The 19,055-nt window shown below is 58.0% G+C and carries 20 protein-coding genes; 13 read left to right on the top strand and 7 right to left on the bottom strand.

Going from position 1 to position 19,055, the window contains the following annotated elements:
• Positions 1 to 2 precede the first annotated feature (2 nt).
• The 5 genes from ACR0NN_RS15765 to rarD all read left to right on the top strand — a co-directional run bounded on the left by ACR0NN_RS15765 (position 3) and on the right by rarD (position 6,564).
• The gene (locus tag ACR0NN_RS15765) at positions 3 to 1,055 is read left to right on the top strand and encodes an alcohol dehydrogenase family protein (protein ID WP_480685043.1); all 1,053 of its coding nucleotides are present in this window, start codon (positions 3 to 5) and stop codon (positions 1,053 to 1,055) included.
• 14 nt (positions 1,056 to 1,069) lie between these two features.
• A complete protein-coding gene (locus ACR0NN_RS15760; RefSeq protein ID WP_170725050.1) occupies positions 1,070 to 1,963 on the top strand; it encodes a homocysteine S-methyltransferase family protein in 894 nt (297 codons plus the stop codon).
• Between the two features lie 11 nt (positions 1,964 to 1,974).
• The gene (locus ACR0NN_RS15755; protein ID WP_170686994.1) at positions 1,975 to 2,955 is read left to right on the top strand and encodes a helix-turn-helix domain-containing protein; all 981 of its coding nucleotides are present in this window, start codon (positions 1,975 to 1,977) and stop codon (positions 2,953 to 2,955) included.
• Between the two features lie 89 nt (positions 2,956 to 3,044).
• Entirely contained in the window at positions 3,045 to 5,498 is a 2,454-nt protein-coding gene (locus tag ACR0NN_RS15750) for a GcvT family protein (protein ID WP_170725051.1), read from the top strand.
• 190 nt (positions 5,499 to 5,688) lie between these two features.
• Positions 5,689 to 6,564 carry an EamA family transporter RarD gene (gene rarD, locus ACR0NN_RS15745; RefSeq protein ID WP_170725115.1) on the top strand — a complete coding sequence of 292 codons (876 nt, stop codon included), beginning with the start codon at positions 5,689 to 5,691 and terminating at the stop codon, positions 6,562 to 6,564.
• On the opposite strand, the gene ACR0NN_RS15740 is transcribed toward rarD, so the two are convergent.
• Both ACR0NN_RS15740 and ACR0NN_RS15735 read right to left on the bottom strand, forming a co-directional pair.
• Positions 6,561 to 7,265, bottom strand: a complete 705-nt coding sequence (locus ACR0NN_RS15740) for an SGNH/GDSL hydrolase family protein (protein WP_170725052.1) — start codon at positions 7,263 to 7,265, stop codon at positions 6,561 to 6,563. The genes rarD and ACR0NN_RS15740 overlap by 4 nt on opposite strands.
• Before the next feature lie 2 nt (positions 7,266 to 7,267).
• Positions 7,268 to 7,678, bottom strand: coding sequence for a nuclear transport factor 2 family protein (locus tag ACR0NN_RS15735; protein ID WP_170725116.1), 411 nt, complete (start codon positions 7,676 to 7,678; stop codon positions 7,268 to 7,270).
• 97 nt (positions 7,679 to 7,775) lie between these two features.
• Between ACR0NN_RS15735 and ACR0NN_RS15730 the strand changes: the two genes are divergently transcribed.
• Positions 7,776 to 8,423 carry an RluA family pseudouridine synthase gene (locus tag ACR0NN_RS15730; protein ID WP_170725053.1) on the top strand — a complete coding sequence of 216 codons (648 nt, stop codon included), beginning with the start codon at positions 7,776 to 7,778 and terminating at the stop codon, positions 8,421 to 8,423.
• Between the two features lie 2 nt (positions 8,424 to 8,425).
• Here ACR0NN_RS15730 and ACR0NN_RS15725 read toward each other — a convergent pair whose 3' ends face one another.
• Complete coding sequence (locus tag ACR0NN_RS15725) at positions 8,426 to 8,617, bottom strand: hypothetical protein (RefSeq protein ID WP_170725054.1); 192 nt, start codon at positions 8,615 to 8,617, stop codon at positions 8,426 to 8,428.
• A 104-nt stretch (positions 8,618 to 8,721) separates the two neighbouring features.
• Here ACR0NN_RS15725 and ACR0NN_RS15720 point away from each other — a divergent pair, with 104 nt between their 5' ends.
• The 4 genes from ACR0NN_RS15720 (at position 8,722) to ACR0NN_RS15705 (ending at position 11,701) form a co-directional block, all read left to right on the top strand.
• The gene (locus ACR0NN_RS15720) at positions 8,722 to 9,414 is read left to right on the top strand and encodes a helix-turn-helix transcriptional regulator (RefSeq protein WP_170725055.1); all 693 of its coding nucleotides are present in this window, start codon (positions 8,722 to 8,724) and stop codon (positions 9,412 to 9,414) included.
• A gap of 118 nt (positions 9,415 to 9,532) precedes the next feature.
• Entirely contained in the window at positions 9,533 to 10,204 is a 672-nt protein-coding gene (locus ACR0NN_RS15715; RefSeq protein WP_170725056.1) for a YiaD family glycine zipper/OmpA-like lipoprotein, read from the top strand.
• A 96-nt stretch (positions 10,205 to 10,300) separates the two neighbouring features.
• Positions 10,301 to 10,843, top strand: coding sequence for an NAD(P)H-dependent oxidoreductase (locus ACR0NN_RS15710; protein ID WP_170725057.1), 543 nt, complete (start codon positions 10,301 to 10,303; stop codon positions 10,841 to 10,843).
• Positions 10,844 to 10,888: 45 nt separating this feature from the next.
• Positions 10,889 to 11,701, top strand: a complete 813-nt coding sequence (locus tag ACR0NN_RS15705; protein ID WP_170725058.1) for an HTD2 family dehydratase — start codon at positions 10,889 to 10,891, stop codon at positions 11,699 to 11,701.
• Here the strand turns inward: ACR0NN_RS15705 and ACR0NN_RS15700 are convergent.
• Entirely contained in the window at positions 11,693 to 12,727 is a 1,035-nt protein-coding gene (locus ACR0NN_RS15700; protein ID WP_170725059.1) for an NAD(P)/FAD-dependent oxidoreductase, read from the bottom strand. The two genes, ACR0NN_RS15705 and ACR0NN_RS15700, sit on opposite strands and share 9 nt — an antisense overlap.
• A 55-nt stretch (positions 12,728 to 12,782) precedes the next feature.
• Here ACR0NN_RS15700 and mnmC2 point away from each other — a divergent pair, with 55 nt between their 5' ends.
• A complete protein-coding gene (gene mnmC2 / locus ACR0NN_RS15695; protein WP_170725060.1) occupies positions 12,783 to 13,448 on the top strand; it encodes a tRNA (5-methylaminomethyl-2-thiouridine)(34)-methyltransferase MnmC2 in 666 nt (221 codons plus the stop codon).
• Positions 13,445 to 14,323: a DMT family transporter gene (locus ACR0NN_RS15690; protein WP_170725061.1), complete on the top strand. Its 879-nt coding sequence runs from the start codon at positions 13,445 to 13,447 to the stop codon at positions 14,321 to 14,323. The genes mnmC2 and ACR0NN_RS15690 overlap by 4 nt, the downstream gene beginning before the upstream one ends.
• On the opposite strand, the gene ACR0NN_RS15685 is transcribed toward ACR0NN_RS15690, so the two are convergent.
• Positions 14,288 to 16,261, bottom strand: a complete 1,974-nt coding sequence (locus ACR0NN_RS15685; protein ID WP_170725062.1) for a lytic transglycosylase domain-containing protein — start codon at positions 16,259 to 16,261, stop codon at positions 14,288 to 14,290. The two genes, ACR0NN_RS15690 and ACR0NN_RS15685, sit on opposite strands and share 36 nt — an antisense overlap.
• A gap of 123 nt (positions 16,262 to 16,384) precedes the next feature.
• Here ACR0NN_RS15685 and dapA point away from each other — a divergent pair, with 123 nt between their 5' ends.
• On the top strand, positions 16,385 to 17,257 hold the full coding sequence (dapA, locus tag ACR0NN_RS15680) for a 4-hydroxy-tetrahydrodipicolinate synthase (RefSeq protein WP_170725063.1): 873 nt from the start codon (positions 16,385 to 16,387) through the stop codon (positions 17,255 to 17,257).
• Between the two features lie 129 nt (positions 17,258 to 17,386).
• Here dapA and ACR0NN_RS15675 read toward each other — a convergent pair whose 3' ends face one another.
• Entirely contained in the window at positions 17,387 to 18,274 is an 888-nt protein-coding gene (locus ACR0NN_RS15675) for a DmsC/YnfH family molybdoenzyme membrane anchor subunit (protein WP_170725064.1), read from the bottom strand.
• The gene (locus tag ACR0NN_RS15670) at positions 18,274 to 19,023 is read right to left on the bottom strand and encodes a 4Fe-4S dicluster domain-containing protein (RefSeq protein WP_170687009.1); all 750 of its coding nucleotides are present in this window, start codon (positions 19,021 to 19,023) and stop codon (positions 18,274 to 18,276) included. The genes ACR0NN_RS15675 and ACR0NN_RS15670 overlap by 1 nt, the downstream gene beginning before the upstream one ends.
• Between the last annotated feature and the right edge of the window lie 32 nt (positions 19,024 to 19,055).

Here is a 19,055-nt window from a genome sequence, read left to right as displayed (position 1 = left end):
CCATGGGCGTGCCCAGCTTGATGCATGGTGTTTATCTGACCCGCCACGGCGGGTCAGACGCGCTGGAGTGGCGCGAAGACATACCCGTGCCAAAACCCGGCCCCGGTCAGGTGCTGGTCCGGGTCGCAGCGGCTGGGGTGAACAACACGGATATCAATACGCGTGTCGGCTGGTATTCCTCGGAGGTGACCGGGGCAACAGATGCCGTTGATCAGGATGTGCAAGCCGGAGGTTGGGGCGGGGCGTTACAGTTCCCGCGTATACAGGGCGGTGATTTGTGTGGGATCGTCGAACTGGCTGATCCAGCAACTGGATTTCAGCCCGGCCAGCGCGTGACCTGCCCGATCAACCTACCACGCCCCGGACCAAATAATCCGGCAGGGTTCATCGCGCTTGGCTCGGAAATTGATGGGGCCTTTGCGCAGTATTGTTTGGTCGACAGCACTGATCTCTATGACGTGACAGACTCGCCCTTGAGTGATGTCGAAATTGCCGCCATCCCTTGTGCCTTTGGAACGGCTGATAACCTGTTGACCCGTGCTGGCGTTACGGCGGGTCAGAATGTGCTGATCACAGGGGCCTCAGGCGGAGTGGGCCTTGCTGCAGTCCAACTCGCAGCGCTTCGCGGGGCTCAGGTTTGGGGGGTAACTAGCGAGACCAAGGCGGATGTGGTCAAGTCGCAGGGTGCAACAGATACGTATGACCGCAACGCCCCGGTCCCAAAAGATATGTTTGATGTCGTCATTGATGTCGTTGGCGGAGCGGCATGGCCAGACCTTATTTTGGCTTTGAAACCCGGTGGGCACTATGCTGTATCCGGCGCGATTGCAGGCCCAATGGTCACTGCCGACTTACGCGATATCTATCTGCGCGACATCACAATTCATGGCTGCACGCAGCAGTCGCCCGAGGTATTTGGTCGGCTCGTCGCGCTTATGAATGCGGGGCGGATCAAGCCTTTGGTCTCCAAGACCTACCCATTGCGTGACATCATACAGGCACAAGAGGACTTTTTGTCCAAGACCTTGCCTGGAAAGCTGGTATTGGTTCCTTAAAAAAGGGGGAGCGAATGGCTGACATAACGCTGTTGGACGGCTCAATCGGTCAGGAACTGGTGAAACGCAGTGGCGACAGGCCCACGCCGCTATGGTCGACACGGGTGATGATCGACAAGCCTGACTTGTTAACCGAAGTCCATGCTGCCTATTTCCAAAGTGGTGCAACGATTGCCACAACGAACACCTACGCCGTTCACCGTTCGCGTCTGGTGCGCGAGGGGATCGAAGATCAGATGCCTTTGCTGATTGAAACGGCCCTAACCCGCGTCGAACAGGCCCGCCATGACACTGGCGGGCGCATTGCGGGTGCGCTTGGTCCGCTTTTGGCTAGCTACCGGCCCGACCTGAATCCGGATCCGCAAGACGCGGCAGAAAAATTCGCCGAGTTGGCTGGAATGATGGCAAACCGGGTCGATCTGTTCCTGATCGAAACAGTATCTTCGGTGTTGGAAGCCGAAGGTGCGCTACGCGGCACAGAGAAGTGCGGCAAACCCGTCTGGTTGGCCTTGTCGGTGATGGATGAGGACGGCACTCGTTTGCGGTCGGGTGAAGCTTTGGGGGATATTGCCCCACTGGTCGAGCAATTTGCCCCCGAAGCGGTTCTGATCAATTGCGCCCGGCCCGAGGCTATTCCTGCGGCATTGGGGATTATCGCAGAACTGGGTTGCCCATATGGCGCTTATGCCAACGGATTTACGGGTATAAAGGATGGCTTCCTGAAGGATGCGCCAACGGTTGACGCGCTGGAAAGCCGCACGGATCTGGGCCCTGAAGCCTATGCGCAACATGCAATGGACTGGGTGGCGCAGGGTGCTACAATCGTTGGCGGTTGCTGCGAAGTCGGACCTGATCACATCAAAACACTTGCCGATCGTTTGCGCGCGGCCGGGCACAAGATTGTCTAAGGGGACCTCAGATGTCTGTCCGAGCAAATTCCGGACAATTGCAAAGCCATAGCCAGCGTCACTTTGATATTCTGGTTGCGCCGGGTTATGTGTTGCTGGAACTGGCCTCGCTGGTCGACGTGTTGCGCATAGCGAACCGGGTATGCACGCATCCCCCGTTCACGTTCACCTATCGATCCCGCAAGGGCGGGCCGGTTGAAAGCAGCAGCGGTGCGACCGTTTCCACCGAATCCATACCAGCACAGCCCAAGGCAGATTACCTATTCGTCATTGGAAACTCTGATCCGGATCAGCCAGAGCTTTCCTTGGGGCGCGTCGTGTCGGACTACACATATCGCGGTGCTCAGGTCTTTCTGCTGGCCGAAGCAGCAAGCCGGTACATCGATGAAAACGGCGCAGATCACATGGCAACCCATTGGGAGAACGCATCTTTTCTGCGTGAACGCGGGGCACGGTTCGAAGCCAAACTTTCAATCGCGACCGAGCAGGGCGCTGTTGTGACCTGCGCGGGAATGGAGGCAACGACAGATGTCGCACTGGCGGTGATTGGGCGGCATATCTCGGGCGCAGCCAAGATGACCGTCGCCGACATCATGCTGCATGAGAGCATTCGGGATTTTTCGTCCATGCAGCCATTTTCAGGGGCCCGAAAGACGGCCACGGGCGACGAAAAGCTGGATCAGTGCATCAAGTTGATGCAGGCCAATATCGAAGAGCCTTTACCGATCAATCAGATCGTCGACATGTTGCACGTATCGAACCGATCGCTTGAACGAAAATTCAAGGCCGTTTTCGGTACAACTCCGAACGGATTTTATCGCGAGATGCGACTGGCTAAGGCCAACAACCTGCTTTTGAACACCACTATGAGCGTCCGGGAGATCGGACTGGTTTGCGGTTTTCCAAACGGATTTTCATCTGTGTACAAAAGCTTTTTTGGCGTCACACCTTTTGTCCTGAGACGCAAAAAACGGGGCTCTGAATATCGGTGATTTTTGCAATCGAGTTGACGCTTTTGACGCTTTCTTTGTCGCTCCATCATGGCAATTTGCGCCAAACCTGAGACATCGGAGTCATCAACATGGTTGATCTTCCCACCAAGGCCCGTGTGGTCATCATCGGCGGCGGCGTCATTGGATGCTCGGTCGCGTACCATCTAACCAAGAAAGGTTGGACCGATGTTGTTTTGCTGGAACGCAAGCAACTGACCAGCGGCACGACGTGGCATGCAGCGGGCCTGATCGCGCAGCTTCGTGCAACCAAAAACATGACCAAGCTGGCTAAGTATAGCCAGGAGCTTTATGGCTCGCTTGAAGAAGAAACCGGTGTTGCGACGGGCTTCAAGCGTTGCGGGTCGATCACGGTTGCTTTGACCGAAGAGCGGAAGGAAGAAATCTATCGCCAGGCCGCAATGGCCCGCGCCTTCGGGGTTGAGGTTGAAGAGATTTCGAATGAGCGTGTGCAAGAGCTTTACCCGCACATCAATCTTGATGGGATAAAGGGCGCGGTCTACCTGCCGCTGGATGGACAGGGCGATCCTGCAAACATCGCGCTTGCATTGGCCAAAGGTGCACGGCAGCGCGGTGGAATCGTCAAAGAACGCGTAAAGGTAACTGACATCGTCAAGCAGGGACGCACGGTCACTGGCGTCGATTGGGTTGCAGATGATGGCAGCGCCTCGGGTCACATCGAATGCGATATAGTGGTGAACTGTGCCGGTATGTGGGGTCATGAGGTTGGCCGTATGGCCGGTGTTAATGTGCCGCTTCACGCCTGCGAACACTTCTATATCGTAACCGAAAACATTGACGGCATGACCCAGCTGCCAGTGCTGCGCGTGCCGGATGAATACGCATATTACAAGGAAGACGCGGGTAAAATCCTTTTGGGCGCGTTCGAGCCGGAATCGAAACCATGGGCGATGAACGGTATCCCGGATACCTTTGAATTCGACCAGCTTCAGGAAGATTTCGACCACTTCGAGCCGATTCTGGAAAAAGCCGTTGAGCGCGTTCCGCTGTTGGCCGAAGCTGGTATTCATACCTTCTTTAATGGTCCTGAATCCTTTACGCCCGATGACGCCTATCATCTGGGTCTTGCGCCCGAGATGGACAATGTCTGGGTTGCGGCAGGGTTCAACTCGATTGGTATTCAATCCGCAGGCGGTGCTGGAATGGCGCTGGCAGAATGGATGGATTCCGGCGAGAAACCATTCGATCTGGGTGATGTGGATATCGGCCGCATGCAGCCATTTCAGGGCAACAAGCAGTACTTGTTTGAGCGCTCGAAAGAGACGCTGGGCCTGCTCTATGCCGATCACTTCCCGTATCGCCAAAAGGCGACCGCGCGTGGTGTACGCCGGACACCGTTCCATCACCACCTGCTGGAACAGGGTGCGGTAATGGGCGAACTGGCGGGTTGGGAACGCGCCAACTGGTTTGCCAATGACGGGCAAGCGCGCGAATATCAGTATAGCTGGAAACGCCAGAACTGGTTTGAGAACTCGGCCGCAGAACACTGCGCCGTGCGCGAGAATGTGGGCATGTATGACATGTCATCCTTCGGCAAGATCCGCGTTGAAGGGCCGGATGCCGAGAAGTTCATGAACTATATCGGCGGCGGCGATTACTCGGTGCCGAACGGCAAGATCGTTTATACCCAATTCCTGAACCGCGCAGGCGGGATCGAAGCTGATGTCACGGTTACGCGCCTGACCGAGACCGCCTATCTGGTCGTCACCCCGGCCGCGACCCGTCAGGCCGATCAGACCTGGATGATGCGCCATGCAGGCAATTTCAATGTGGTCATCACAGATGTCACCGCAGGGGAAGGTGTTCTGGCGGTCATGGGTCCGAATGCCCGCGCGTTGCTGGAAAAGGTTTCACCGGCTGATTTCACAAACGCGACCAATCCGTTCGGCACAGCGCAGGACATTGAGATCGGCATGGGCCTCGCCCGGGCCCACCGCGTGACCTATGTGGGCGAGCTTGGCTGGGAGATCTATGTATCTTCGGACATGGCAGGCCATGTATTTGAAACCCTGTATGAGGCCGGGCAGGACATGGGCCTGAAACTCTGCGGTATGCATATGATGGACAGCGCGCGGATCGAAAAGGGATTCCGCCATTTCGGACACGACATCACCTGTGAAGATCATGTCGTCGATGCCGGCCTGGGCTTTGCTGTCAAAGTCGACAAGGGCAGCGATTTCATCGGGCGCGAAGCGGTGATTGCCCGCAAGGAAAGCGGCCCCCAGAGCCGTCTGGTTCAGTTCAAGCTGACAGATGCTGAACCGCTGCTGTTCCACAACGAACCGATCATTCGCGACGGCGAATATGTGGGCTACCTGACGTCGGGCAACTATGGTCACACCTTGGGTGGTGCCATTGGGTTGGGTTATGTGCCGTCCGAAGGTGAAAAGGCGGCAGATGTCCTTGCCTCGACCTACGAGATTGATGTGTGTGGCGTAAAGGTGAAAGCCGAGGCTTCGCTGAAACCGATGTACGACCCGAAATCCGAACGCGTCAAAGTGTAATCAAATTGACGGGGCGCTTCGGCGCCCCGGCTCTATTCTTAAGGCCCCTCGACCTGGGCGTGACGTATCAAAATTCCTGATGATGCGCTTCACTGTTTTGAAGGTTCCCAAGCCTGTCTGACTTGCCGTAAAGAAACACGGTATCAGTCGGAGGCTCACTGTGGCAGACACCCCCATCCAACAAAACAACATGGACACGCCCAAAGGGCTGGTTCTGGCCGTGTCTGCGTATCTTCTTTGGGGGTTTCTTCCGCTTTACATGAAAGCGATGGAGCATATTGGTCCGATCGAAATTGTCGCTCATCGGGTCGTTTGGTCGATCCCGGTGGCTGGGCTGTTACTGATTGCACTTGGGCGGACCGGTGACCTGAAGGCTGCGTTGAGAAACCCCAAGATGCTGGGAATGGCGGCGATTACGGCTGCTCTGGTTTCTGTGAATTGGGCGATCTATGTCTGGGCGATTTCCTCAGGTCACGCGCTGGATGCCGCGTTGGGGTACTATATCAATCCTTTGTTCAGTATCGCTCTGGGTGCGATATTGCTGCGCGAACCCTTGACCCGGACGCAATTGATTGCGGTCGGGCTGGCCGCTTTGGGGGTGCTGGTTTTGGTGTTTCAGGCAGGAAGCCTACCCTGGGCCGCCCTTGGCTTGATGGTTAGTTGGGGGTTCTATGCGTTCTTCAAACGCTCACTTCCGATCGGACCCAATCAGGGCTTTTTGCTTGAAGTGCTCATCCTGCTGATCCCAGCCCTGGTTTACATTACTTGGCTGGGGTTCACTGGGACCGCTCATTTTGGTGCAGCCACGTCCGACACCGCGCTTCTGGCGGGGGCGGGGCTGGTCACCGCAATTCCACTGTTGCTGTACGCCAATGGGGCCAAATTGGTGCGGCTGTCAACGATGGGTATCTTGCAATACATCGCGCCCACGATGATTTTCATCACCGCAATTACCTTGTTCGGCGAACATATTGATCGGGCAAGAATGATTGCATTCCCCCTGATCTGGGCTGCGTTGGTGGTGTATTCGATCCCGATGATCAGGCAAATTCGCTCTCAGACCTAGCGGATGAGCCGAGCAATTTCTTCGGCCCAAATCGCATAGGTCTTGGGGCTGGGATGATATCCATCTGGTGCGGCGAGCGCCGGGTCATTGGGTAAGTCCAGCGCCAGGTGCGAGGCTTGCGGAAATCCAGCGACCACCTTTTGCAACCCGTGATCCAGCCTTGCTGCCTGCTGGCCCAGGAACCAAGCCAGAGGTTGGGGCAATGCAGGAAAGCGTGCCATTTGGGGGACAGCGGTTACAACAACTTGCCTTGCCCCGATAGGGCCGGTCAACAGCTCCAACAACTGCGCTTGGTGGCGCTCAAAAGCTCGGCGCGTTACTGCACGGGTCACATCGTTTACGCCCAGCGCAGTTACGACGACGTCAAAGTTCTCTGAGACACTTTGCAGCCGCTGGATCGCGTCTCGTGTGGTGTACCCTGTGGTCGCCTCGAGCCTCCACTCAACAGAATAACGCTTGGTCAACTGGGTGACCAACTGCCCCGAAAGCGCCTGACTTTGGGTTCCAGCGCCTACTCCAGCCGCAGAGCTGTCGCCAGCGATCAGAAGGCGCAGCCTCGGCCCACGTCCGGCGCGCCCGTTGCGTGGACCTAATGGCTCGGGCAGAAAACGCGCGCGGCGCTTTACCGATTGGCCTTGAACGGCCAGCAGCGGCAAAAGCGGAATTCTCAGGATTTGATCTGCGGCGACAGGGAATGGCACCTTCAGTTCAGCGCCTCTTTGAACTTCAGAAAACGCGGATCCGTCGTGACCCGTGCCATCATGGCTTCACGTAGTGCACCGATGGTTTTGTACGGGCGCATGACAACCTCGAACTCCTGAATCAGCCCCTCAGCGTTCAGCGTGATCAGGTCCGCGCCCACGGCGTTCAACTCACCGACCTTGCATTGAAACTCCAATGCCCAATCATTGCCAACACCCATGACCCGGCGATACTGAAAATCCGAAAAGACCTGCCCCACATGGCCCAAAACCGCCGCGACGGGTTCGCGCCCCGTCCATGTGCTGTAATAGGTGGGTGGCGAAAATCGCACGTCCTCGGCCAGCAATTCATGGATCAGGTTTTCATCGCCTTTCGCAACGACTTCCTGCATTCGTTCGATTGTCGGGTGCATGCCGCGTTCCTTCTTGTTGGTCCAAGATTTGCTCAATCGTTTCATTCCAGCAAGGACGACGTTGCGGGAAGCAGAGGGCTGAGTTAGGCAGGCCGGCATGAGTGAGACCTATGATCCCCCGCAAACCCCTCTGGATGTTCTGTTTGAAGACACGCAATTGATCGTGGTGAACAAGCCTTCTGGGCTGCTGTCGGTACCGGGGCGGGGCACGCATCTGGCGGACTGTTTGCTTGCCCGCGTGCAGGCGGCGTTTCCACAGGCACTTTTGGTGCATCGATTGGATCGCGACACATCTGGCGTGATGGTGTTTGCTCAGACGCCACATGCACAACGACATCTTGGCCTGCAATTCGAGAACCGGCAGACCCGCAAGACCTATGTCGCGCGTGTATGGGGTGCGGTTAAGCCTAAAACCGGCACCGTCGATCTGCCGCTGATCGTGGATTGGCCCAACCGTCCGCGTCAGATGGTTTGCCATGAAACAGGTAAACCTGCGGTCACCGATTGGCGGGTGATCAAGTACGAGGGCGAGGCGACGCGGGTGCGTCTATTTCCCAAAACTGGCCGTTCACATCAATTGCGCGTGCACATGCAGGCGCTGGGCCATCCGATCCTGGGCGATCCGTTTTACGCAGAAGGTGCAGCACGTGATTTCCCGCGGTTGATGCTGCATTCGGAAGAACTGAGGCTCAAGAATCCCGAGGGCGGGGTCTCGATGAAGTTCCGGGCCCCCGCCGAGTTTTGATTTCAGGCGCTGCTGGTCCAGAGTATCTTCAGATTTCCCAACGAAAACCGCCTGGTCCGTTTGACTGGACGCCCGATCTGGCGTTGGCGTGTCGCAGCGAGTTCACGCTCAATCTCAAATCCGCGCAAAACGTGGTCCTGGGACCAGCGGTCCAGTTTCAGGGTCATCATTACGTGATTGTCAAGGTAAGGCATGGTTGCTCTCCTGATTTGCAATTGAGCAATCTTCGCCCAACACTCCTGACACCACCCTGTCAGGGGGGTGTGCTAAGTTGTCAGCAGATCGTAAGGAGACCCGGATGCGCCGTTCGACCCGTCTTTTTGAAATCATTCAGATTTTGCGTGCTGCTGAAGCGCCCGTCACAGCTGAGGCTTTGGCCGCCAAGCTCGAGGTTTCGGTGCGCACTGTCTATCGCGATATTGCCGCGTTGCAGGCGCAGCGCACGCCAATCGAGGGCGAAGCGGGTGTCGGCTATCTGATGCGACGCGGTTATGACCTGCCGCCGCTCAATTTCGACGCTGAAGAGGTTGAGGCGCTCTGGGTTGGCTTATCAATGCTGGCCCGTACCGGTGACAGTACCCTGCAACAGGCGGCTGACCGCGTATGTCGCAAGATCGAGGCCCTGCGTGTGCCAGCGGACTGGCTTCAGGTCGCGCCTTGGGGCGCACCGATGGATGATCCGGAAAAGGGCTGCATACCTGTCGTGAACTATCGCGAAGCAATCCGGGATGAACGTAAGATTCGCATCACCTACGTAAATTCGAAGGATGAGCGTACCGAGCGTACGGTGCGGCCCGTCGCCCTTATCTACCACATTGAATGTACTATGCTCGCCGCGTGGTGCGAGCTAAGAAACGGGTTTCGTCACTTCCGTACAGATAGGATTTGGGCCTGTGAAATGACCGAGGATCACTTCTGCGGGCAAGGGGAACCCCTGCGAACGATCTGGCAAGAGCAGAACACTTGGGATAGCTCTGTAGGGGCAGCTTGAATGGCGGGTATTTGCCTATTTCACTCAATTGTTGCTTGAGGCTCATTGTTCTCACCGTGTTATACTGCGCAGAACGAAGCAAACCCGGCAAACGGGTGCGTGAGCAGAAGGTGATTCCATGGCGATTTCCAAATGTGTACTGACAGTCGGGTTGTGTTCGGCGCTGTTTCTGGGGGCGTGTACTGATCCGGGCACCCTTTCGGTGCAAAACGATCCCAACCAGAATGCCAAACAAGGCGCGTTGCTGGGTGGTTTGATCGGCGCGGGCGTGGGCGCGATTGCAAATGATTCCGACCCGTTGCTGGGCGCGTTGGCTGGTGGTGCGATCGGGGCCGCAGGCGGTGGTGTGATCGGCAATCAGCTTGATCGCCAAGCGGCCGAATTGCGGCAACAGCTGGCCAACGACGGCATTACCATCGTCAATGCAGGTGACCGTCTGATCGTCACGGTCCCAAATGACATCACCTTCGATACCGACAGCTCAACCGTGCGCCCAGCCTTGCGGGCCGATTTGGTGAAAGTGGGGCAGAACCTGGTCAACTACCCGAACTCAAACGTCCAGATCATCGGCCATACTGACAGTGACGGAGAGGCGTCGTATAACCTCGGCCTGTCCGAGCGGCGCGCAAATGCGGTCGCTGATATTCTGCAGGCCAATGGTGTCAGCTATTCCCGTATTACCACGGTGGGGCAGGGTGAGAACAACCCGATTGCGTCGAACCTGACGCCCGAGGGCAAAGCCCAGAACCGTCGCGTCGAGATTGTGGTTGTTCCCAGCGGCAACGCCTGATCGCGCGCTTGGCGCACAGTGACTGCGCGTCGCTGGGGCTTTGGCTCGGGGCATTCCCGGGCTAGGTAAGGGGAAACACCATAGCGGAGTTTCCCCATGTCTGATCCGATCCTTGTCGGCCTATCCGGTTCGCTGCGCCGGGATGCGACCAACCGTAAGCTGCTGCGCGAAGCCGCACGTCTGTTCGAGCCAGGCACATTCATCGAGGCAGACCTGAACCTGCCCCTCTATGACGGTGATGTCGAAGTTGGCGAAGGTATTCCCGAAGCCGTACAGCTGCTGGCAGATCAGATTGCGCAGGCTGATGCAGTGATCATTTCGACACCGGAATACAACAAAGGCCCCTCGGGCGTGCTGAAGAATGCGTTGGACTGGGTCAGCCGGACCAGCGGTAAGCCCTGGATGGACAAGCCGGTCGCCGTGATGTCCGCTGCTGCAGGACGCGCTGGGGGCGAGCGGGCCCAGATGATCCTGCGATCGTTTATGGTGCCTTTCCAGCCCCGTATCCTGCAGGGGCCGGAAATCCATCTGGCTGACAGTTCGAACGAGTTCGATGCCGAAGGTCGTTTATCGAATGAGCGGTACGAGCGCACTTTGCATACTTTGATGCAGAAGCTGCGGGCCGAGGCCGGCTTCTAACCCACCTCGCTTGTGGCGCTCTGTTGCAAGTCTTAGGTTGCGCAGATGAAAGACGAAAACCCAACAGAGATCATAGCCGATGTCTTGGACCCGGCCCGGGCCACCGCTTTGCAATCGGCGTTGGGGCAGGCACCGACGATAAAGGCCGGATCGCCGCTGCCGCCTTTCTTCCATCAACTCTATTTCTGGTCCCCACATTTGCCGGATGCGCTGGGGCGCGATGGACATCCGCAAGTGGGTCAAGGGCTTATTCCCGACATGGGTTTGCCGCGGCGTATGTGGGCAGGTGGGCGTCTGCAGTTTCATCGTCCCTTTGTTGCGGGAGTCTTTGCAGAACGTCGATCAGTTCGGGAAAGCGTGGCCGCAAAGACAGGGCGCACAGGGCCACTCGCCTTTGTAACGCTGCGCCACGAGATGTGGCAGAAAGATACGCTCTGCATCACTGAATGGCAGGATCTGGTTTACCGCGAAGATCCCTCAACCGAGGTTCAATCGCCAGAGGCTCCGATAGCCAGAACGGATGAGTTGGACCGGCGTGAGGTGGAATTCGATACAACCTTGCTGTTCCGCTATTCGGCGCTCACGTTCAACGGGCACCGGATACATTACGATGTTGATTACGCGCGCGGGGTGGAAGGTTATACCGGGCTGGTCGTCCACGGACCTTTGTTGGCTCAGTTGCTCATGTTGTTTGCAACTGAATCGATGGGACCATTGGCGGAGTTCTCGTTTCGCGCGTCGTCACCGTTGATGCACTTCGAAACAGCGACTCTGTGCAGAAACGGGCAGGAGCTCTGGGTGCGCGGCCCGGGAGGCCGTCTATGCATGACAGCGACTGCGGTGCCGCAATCAAAGTGATGCTTCGGGAAGAAACTCTTGCGGGATCGCATCGCGCCCTTCCAGCATCAGGTCAGTTATAACCTCGGCAATCTTCGGTGCCATGCCAAAGCCAATCTTGAAGCCGCCATTGGCGATGAACTGCCCTTGGTGCAATGGATGCGCGCCCAGCATCGGCGCGCGGCTTTTGCTGCGCGGGCGAACGCCAGCCCAACGTTCGATCACTTCCGCTCCGTGAAGAACCGGCACAGCCCGCATGGCCCGATCCAGCACATCGTCCAACGCGTTATCGGTGCTGGTCGGGTCAACATACTCGCGTTCAGAGGTCGAGCCGATCGCCAATGTGCCATCGGCATGTGGCACGATGTGAACGGCATCTGCGAATAGTTGCGGTACGGTGCCTGCATCGAACCGCAGCAATGCCGCCTGTCCCTTCACGCCGTTTCCAATTGTCTTGCCATACGCGGCGCTGAGTTCTTGCAAGCCCGCAAGCCCCGTCGCGTGAACGACCTGCCCCCTGTCGGGCGCTTCTCGGACAACTTCAACGCCCATCACGCCAAGTGCGGCAACCAGCGCGGCGCAGGCCCGCCTGGGGTGCATGCGCGCGCTCAGCGTGTCGTGAATGACAAAACCTACGGGGCTGGGAGGACACCAAGCCCCGACCTGATCCACGGCTTTCACGCTCCACTCAGCCTGACCTTGCCACAGCGTCGTCGCCGTGTGTTCGCGTGTGCGGGCCAGCTCCAAACTGCGCGCGTCCGGTATGGGTTGCAGGCGTCCCAGCCGGGCGTATCCCGGTGACACCCCGCCTGTAGTCTCAACCTGTTTCCAGAACGGTTCGGCCATGATCAGACTTTCGAACTGAAATGCCTTTTTCGCGTTCCAGTTTTCCGGCACATGTGGCGCCAGTGCGCCAACCAACCCGCCGCTGGACCCCGCACCGGGGCCAAACGGGTCGACGATCTGAACCTTCGCGCCGCGTCGGGCACAGGTCCAGGCGATGGAGAGGCCAAAGATCCCTGCGCCCCGCACCGTCACATCGACCATTGCCAATCCCCTTTTCCTTGTTCAGTGTCGCGCCGCTTAGCTACAGGATTCCCCGATGGCAGACCAGCGTGCCGAACTCACTTGGACAGAGGATCAGATACCGGTCTCGGATCGGTTCGATGACCCCTATTATTCGTTGCAGAACGGGTTGGAGGAAACGCGGCACGTATTTCTGGCGGGCAATGATCTGCCCGGACGCTTTGCTCCGGGGTTTCATATTGCAGAGCTGGGATTTGGCACGGGCCTGAACTTGTTGACTGCGTGGTCGGCGTGGGAAGCTGCGGGGCAGACCACACAGCTGTTCTTCACCAGCTTTGAGGCTTATCCGATGGCGGCAGAAGACATGGCCCGTGCCTTGGCTGCCTTCCCCGAGGTGGCACCGTGGGCAGAACGTTTTCTGAGGGCGTGGAATGGGCAGAATTGCGTGTTAGACACGCTGCAACTTGAGGTCATCGCCGGCGATGCGCGCCAGACATTGCCCGAGTGGACTGGCGAAGCAGATGCTTGGTTTCTGGATGGCTTCTCGCCTGCAAAAAACCCCGAACTGTGGGGGGCTGATTTGCTGCAGCAAGCGGCAGAACACACGGTCCAAGGTGGCACTGTGGCGACGTATACTGCTGCAGGGTTCGTGCGTCGGGGCCTGTCCGATGCGGGCTTTGACGTAACCCGCAGCCCCGGCTTTGGCCGCAAACGGCATATGACCCGAGCGGTGAAGCCATGAGCCAGAAGAACAACGTCAACGCAGGTATTGCGCTGATGATCGGCGCGACGATCGTATTCGCCTTGCAGGATGGGATTTCGCGGCATCTGGCCGGAACCTACAACACCTATATGGTCGTGATGATCCGGTACTGGTTCTTTGCCGCGTTCGTGATCGCTCTGGCGGCAAGATCAACCGGAGGTCTGTGCGCTGCAGCGCAAACCAGCCAGCTGGGACTGCAGATTTTTCGGGGAGTGCTGCTGGCCGGAGAAATATGCGTGGCCGTCTTCAGCTTTACTATTCTGGGCTTGATCGAAAGTCAGGCGGTGTTCATCTGCTACCCGCTGCTGATAGCCGCCCTCAGCGGTCCGGTTCTGGGTGAGAAAGTCGGCTGGCGCCGCTGGGCCGCGATTGGGGTCGGCTGTATCGGGGTGCTCATTATTCTCCAGCCCGGTGCGGGCGTGTTTAATCCATGGGCAGTGATTCCGCTGATCTCGGCATTTATGTTCGCGATCTATGGCCTGCTGACCCGGTACGCTGCGCGGCGCGACAGCACCGCGACCAGTTTTTTCTGGACCGGCGTGGCTGGCGCGGTCGCGATGACTGTCGTCGGTGTCTGGTTCTGGGAGCCTATGGCGCGCAGCGATTGGCTGTGGATGGGGTTGCTCTGCATTACAGGTGCGCTGGGGCATTGGCTGCTCATCAAGTGTTATGAGATGGCCGAGGCCAGTGCAGTGCAACCATTCGCCTATTTCCACCTGATGTGGAGCGCAATTCTGGGCATCACGATCTTCAACGAAACGCTGCGTTCTGAGGTCGTTGTAGGTGCGGCCTTGGTGATTGCGGCTGGTCTGTTCACCCTATGGCGCGAACGACGCAAGGGTCGAACCGGTTAGTTCCTGCGAAAACGGTACCGGCAAAGCTGGCTGCCCTAACCGCGCACGATAGACCGGCAGGCTTTCGGCGACACGCATCACATAGTTCCGGGTTTCCTTGAACGGGATTGTCTCGATCCAGTCGACGACATCAACCTGACCTTTGCGTGGGTCACCATAACGCTCCATCCAAGAGATCGGCCGTCGTGGTCCGGCATTATATCCTGCTGCCATCATCACGACATTGCCGTTGAAGTCTTCGGCCAGTGTCGCAAGATAATTCGCACCCAGTTTGGCGTTGTACTGCCAGTCCGAAGTTAAACGCGCGGTTTTGTGGCCGCCCAGAATGCCCATATCTTGCGCCACAAGCTTGGCCGTGGCGGGCATGACCTGCATCAGGCCGCGAGCGCCTGCACCGCTGACGACAACCGGATCGAACTCACTTTCACGTCGGGCGATCGCAAGCGTCATCTCTTTCGCCATCGGCAGCCCCATATCCGCGACCGGATGCACCGGATAATAGGCGGCAGGCAAAACAACACCGGTTGTTGCCGCACGTTTGGCGATCATGACAGCCAGATGCGGCTCATTCAGCTCAATCACCAGATCCCCCAGCTGAGCGGCCTGCGTTTGATCGAGACCTTCTACCAGATGGGTCAGGAACCGTTCTGAAAGATTTCCCTCTCCCGCGCGCTGCAACAGCAACCCAGCCTCTAGCACGCTCGAATCTGCAAATGCAGCCTGTTTCCAATGCGGGGCACGGCGCGGGTTAGCCAGCTCGCTGTCAAATGGGCGGCCGATCTGTTCCGCCGCCAGAAGCCCATAGAATGAGGTCTGATAGTTCGCACCCTCTGCATAAGCCTCGTGCGCCTTGTCTGCGTCGCCTTGAGCCGCGTAAGCACGGCCCAGCCAATATCCGCCGCGCCCTTTCGAAATCGGCGATTGCACCGCCTCCGAGAAATTCTGGAAATGCCTGACAGCTGTGGCCGGATCATTCAACCTGCGCAGCGCGAGAAAGCCTGAGAGCCATTCCAGATCGGCATAACCATAGCCCATTTCAGGGGTCATATGGTGATTGGCAGCAATCGCATAGGCGCGTTCAGCATCGCCCGTGCGCATCTCGAGACGCGCCAACCTGCGTCGTCCTTCCGCCCATTTGTCCGGCTCGCCTAGTGATTTCGGTCCGGTCGAGCGCGACAACATGAGATCAATGGCGCTGTCATCCAGTTCCTTGCGGTCCCGCCAGACGAACCGGTCAAAGGCCAGACCGGGATCTTTGGCCAACGCACTCGGTACCGAGGCGACCTTCCCATCCACGCCATTCTCGCGTTTTTGCAAAGCAATGCGCGCCTCACCCAATTTGCGATAATCTGCACCGACCAGGGGCAACATCTGCCCCGCGCTGACCAGATGCCCGTCCCACAGCATCCGATCCAACCGTGCCTCGTGATGGGGTTTCAGCAGTTTACTAAAGTTCTCCAGATAGTTTTTTTGCAGACCCGACCCCATTGGCATCGTCCGCCATGCGGCTACAATATCGGCCTCGGCCTCTCCGTTGCGGCCTTGGCTCTTTAGCGCCACGGCATAGTTCAACGCACCCTCAGCAGTTTGCGGGGGCATCCCCTCATAGAATTTCAGAACCCGGTTCGAATCGGCTCCGGTAAATGATGGCTCGCTTTTCCGACGCAGCCAGGCAAGCCCGGGCCAATCGGGACGACGGTCCAGAAATACCAACACATCGCCCGAGCTGCCAAAGCCTTCACGCAGCCAGTGCCAGACGATAATATCGCGCGCCACCGAACCGCGCTGGCCGGTCACGCGCAGCGCCGCATTCCAGTCGCCCTTGCGCATTTCATAGAGCCCAGCGCGCAAATCCTGCGTTGCATCCGCCCGAGTAACCTGCGGCTGCAGCGCCAGTGCCAGAATCATTGAGATTCCCAGCGACAGAATTCGTCTCATCCCTTGCATTCTCCAACAAACCAAGGATACAGCCATGCAGGATAAACCTTGCGCCGCCGGGATCAACTCACAAACCCTTAATCGTGACGGACCGGTGCGCAAAAAACACCTAAGGAGCGTTCCATGTTTAAAGGCTCAATGCCAGCCCTGGTCACCCCGTTCAGCAACGGCGCGTTGGACCTGGATACGCTCAAACACTTGGTAGAATGGCAGATTCAGCAAGGCTCGACCGGTCTTGTTCCTGTAGGTACAACCGGGGAGAGCCCAACGCTCAGCCATGAAGAACATGAAACGGTTATTGCCGAGGTCGTGAATGCCGCCGCAGGTCGAGTGCCCGTCATCGCCGGTGCCGGTTCCAACAACACGGTCGAGGCTGTGCGGTTCGTCCAATTCGCGCAAAAAATCGGCGCAGATGCGGCACTGGTCGTTACGCCCTATTACAACAAGCCCACGCAGCGGGGCCTGTTGGCGCATTTCCAGACGCTGCATGACTGCGCCGATATCCCTATCATCATCTACAACATCCCGGGCCGTTCGATCGTCGACATGACCCCGGAAACGATGGGTGAGTTGGCCAAATTGCCGCGCATCGTTGGCGTTAAAGACGCGACCGGCGATCTGGCCCGCGTCAGCCAGCAACGCGCAAGCTGTGGTGCTGATTTCTGCCAATTGTCCGGAGAGGACGCGACAGCGCTGGGCTTTAACGCTCATGGCGGAGTGGGCTGCATTTCGGTCACCGCAAACGTGGCCCCGAAGCTCTGCGCAGAATTTCAGCAGGCAACGCTTGCTGGCGATTACGTAAAAGCTCTGGAGTATCAGGACCGCCTGATGCCCTTGCACGAAGCGATCTTTATCGAACCCGGTCTGGTTGGTGCCAAATACGCGCTCAGCAGACTTGGCCTGTGCAGCACCGAAGTGCGCTCGCCGCTGACCGAATTGGAAGACAGTACCAAAGCTGCCATCGAAGCGGCAATGGTGCACGCTGGGCTGATCTGAAGTCAAAACAACGACTCACAAGGGCGGCCTTGGAGATCGAGCGCCGCCCTTTTTCTTTCGGGATCCAAACTTCATCTGGCCAAAAATATCCCGGGGGAGTCGCGGCACGCCGCGACGCGGGCAGAGACCCTATCGCTTTCCGTAATAAAACCCGACCACATGCTCGGCTTGTGCAAAAAACAACCAGCGCGAAACCGCAACCCCGGTCAGATGTGACAGCACAGCCAGAAGTGCAAAGACATGCTTGATCAAAACACCGCCGACGGGGATCAGGATCAGCAACAGAGGCAGCACAAAAGCCAGACCGAAGGATATCACTCGTAATTTCTGAGCGTGCTTCCGACCGACCACATGCACAAACTCACGCAGCAGATAGTTTGTTCCGGTATGAGGTGGTTCGAATGCGCGGACCGCGCCACGATCCCCTAGCCCCGTCGCGGTTGCCAAAGTGGTTCCGGAACCGGCCAGCGCACCGTCGCCCTTGGCCCAGTAGGCCAGCTGCACGGCACCGGCAATGACCAGCAACCAAGGGGCCAGCGCTTCCGCTCCGGCCAGCAGCGCGCCACCGGCAAGGCTGAATGACAAGAACATGGCTGGTGTCAGATTCATGTTCCAACGCGGAATGGTCTTGAGCTGGGTGTAGATCATGGACGTGGTGAAAACCGTCGCCAGCGAGAATATCGCGCCGATCCAGCCCAGCAGACCCCAGCGTTGGCCCAGAAAGACCGCGCCGATGGCATAGAGCCCCATGACGAGCAGCGCGATGACCGCGCACCAGCCCTCGCGACTGAGCCAGCTTGAGCGCCATTGGGTGAAGGCCTTCCACGCACGTTCGGGGTGGCCGAGGTGGAAGGTTGAAGCCAATAGCCCGCCAACAGCCAGACCATACGCAATCGCGAAGAAAATAAATGCGACCCAGCCTGTGACGTCAGTTATGCCGATGCCCAGAAAAAACAAAAGCCCAAAGCCAAGGCCGGACAGGGTGGTGAAGATGATAACGGATGGGGCCGGGTGCATCAGAGCTTCTCCAGTGTCTTGTCGAGCCAGCCGAGAAAGCCCTTGGGCTCTTCGGCGACCGGGGCCAGCAGAGGGGCCAGAATGTCGATCTGGTCCTCGATGTTGTCCTTGGGCCGGGGTGGTAGGTATTTGTTGACGGGTTTGGTGCCCATCTCGGGCATCAGATCCATTCCGTCGCGCTCGGCGACCAGTTTGCTGACATCACTGTCAGGATCACCCAGATCACCAAAGTGACGCGCCCCCGCGGGACAGGTGCGGACGCAAGACGGGACGCGATCTACTTCTGGAAGATTTTCGTTGTAAATCCGATCGACGCAGAGCGTGCATTTCTTCATCACGCCCTCGGCTTGATCCAACTCGCGCGCGCCATAGGGACAAGACCAGGCGCATAAGCCACAGCCGATACAGTCGCTTTCGTTGACCAGAACAATGCCATCTTCGACGCGCTTGTAGCTGGCGCCGGTGGGGCAAACCGTGACGCAAGGTGCGTCCTCGCAATGCAGGCAGGATTTGGGGAAGTGGATCAGCTGCGCATGGCCATCGGTGGGCTGCACCTCGTAGGAATGCACACGGTTCAGAAAAGTACCGGAAGGGTTTGCGCCATAGGCGTCCTGATCTGAAAGCGGCGCGCCATAGTTTTCAGTATTCCAGCCTTTGCAGGAGATCACGCAAGCGTGGCATCCGACGCAGGTATCCAGATCGATGACCAAACCCATCTTTCGGTCGGTGGATGTGGGGAGCTGGGTCATAAGTGCCTTGCCTCCGCTACTTTGATGAGTAA

It is taken from the genome of Ruegeria sp. BA2 (assembly GCF_056539605.1).
Note: the sequence above shows the minus strand (reverse complement) of the source record. Positions and strands in the feature narration are given on the sequence as shown.

What these genes read in the sequence shown, in the direction of transcription:
- ACR0NN_RS15765 (WP_480685043.1), top strand. Translation starts at nt 3, where the DNA reads ATGGGCGTGCCCAGCTTGATGCATGGTGTTTATCTGACCCGCCACGGC.
- ACR0NN_RS15760 (WP_170725050.1), top strand. Translation starts at nt 1,070, where the DNA reads ATGGCTGACATAACGCTGTTGGACGGCTCAATCGGTCAGGAACTGGTG.
- ACR0NN_RS15755 (WP_170686994.1), top strand. Translation starts at nt 1,975, where the DNA reads ATGTCTGTCCGAGCAAATTCCGGACAATTGCAAAGCCATAGCCAGCGT.
- ACR0NN_RS15750 (WP_170725051.1), top strand. Translation starts at nt 3,045, where the DNA reads ATGGTTGATCTTCCCACCAAGGCCCGTGTGGTCATCATCGGCGGCGGC.
- rarD (WP_170725115.1), top strand. Translation starts at nt 5,689, where the DNA reads ATGGACACGCCCAAAGGGCTGGTTCTGGCCGTGTCTGCGTATCTTCTT.
- ACR0NN_RS15735 (WP_170725116.1), bottom strand. Translation starts at nt 7,678, where the DNA reads ATGCACCCGACAATCGAACGAATGCAGGAAGTCGTTGCGAAAGGCGAT.
- ACR0NN_RS15730 (WP_170725053.1), top strand. Translation starts at nt 7,776, where the DNA reads ATGAGTGAGACCTATGATCCCCCGCAAACCCCTCTGGATGTTCTGTTT.
- ACR0NN_RS15725 (WP_170725054.1), bottom strand. Translation starts at nt 8,617, where the DNA reads ATGCCTTACCTTGACAATCACGTAATGATGACCCTGAAACTGGACCGC.
- ACR0NN_RS15720 (WP_170725055.1), top strand. Translation starts at nt 8,722, where the DNA reads ATGCGCCGTTCGACCCGTCTTTTTGAAATCATTCAGATTTTGCGTGCT.
- ACR0NN_RS15715 (WP_170725056.1), top strand. Translation starts at nt 9,533, where the DNA reads ATGGCGATTTCCAAATGTGTACTGACAGTCGGGTTGTGTTCGGCGCTG.
- ACR0NN_RS15710 (WP_170725057.1), top strand. Translation starts at nt 10,301, where the DNA reads ATGTCTGATCCGATCCTTGTCGGCCTATCCGGTTCGCTGCGCCGGGAT.
- ACR0NN_RS15705 (WP_170725058.1), top strand. Translation starts at nt 10,889, where the DNA reads ATGAAAGACGAAAACCCAACAGAGATCATAGCCGATGTCTTGGACCCG.
- ACR0NN_RS15700 (WP_170725059.1), bottom strand. Translation starts at nt 12,727, where the DNA reads ATGGTCGATGTGACGGTGCGGGGCGCAGGGATCTTTGGCCTCTCCATC.
- mnmC2 (WP_170725060.1), top strand. Translation starts at nt 12,783, where the DNA reads ATGGCAGACCAGCGTGCCGAACTCACTTGGACAGAGGATCAGATACCG.
- ACR0NN_RS15690 (WP_170725061.1), top strand. Translation starts at nt 13,445, where the DNA reads ATGAGCCAGAAGAACAACGTCAACGCAGGTATTGCGCTGATGATCGGC.
- ACR0NN_RS15685 (WP_170725062.1), bottom strand. Translation starts at nt 16,261, where the DNA reads ATGAGACGAATTCTGTCGCTGGGAATCTCAATGATTCTGGCACTGGCG.
- dapA (WP_170725063.1), top strand. Translation starts at nt 16,385, where the DNA reads ATGTTTAAAGGCTCAATGCCAGCCCTGGTCACCCCGTTCAGCAACGGC.
- ACR0NN_RS15675 (WP_170725064.1), bottom strand. Translation starts at nt 18,274, where the DNA reads ATGCACCCGGCCCCATCCGTTATCATCTTCACCACCCTGTCCGGCCTT.
- ACR0NN_RS15670 (WP_170687009.1), bottom strand. Translation starts at nt 19,023, where the DNA reads ATGACCCAGCTCCCCACATCCACCGACCGAAAGATGGGTTTGGTCATC.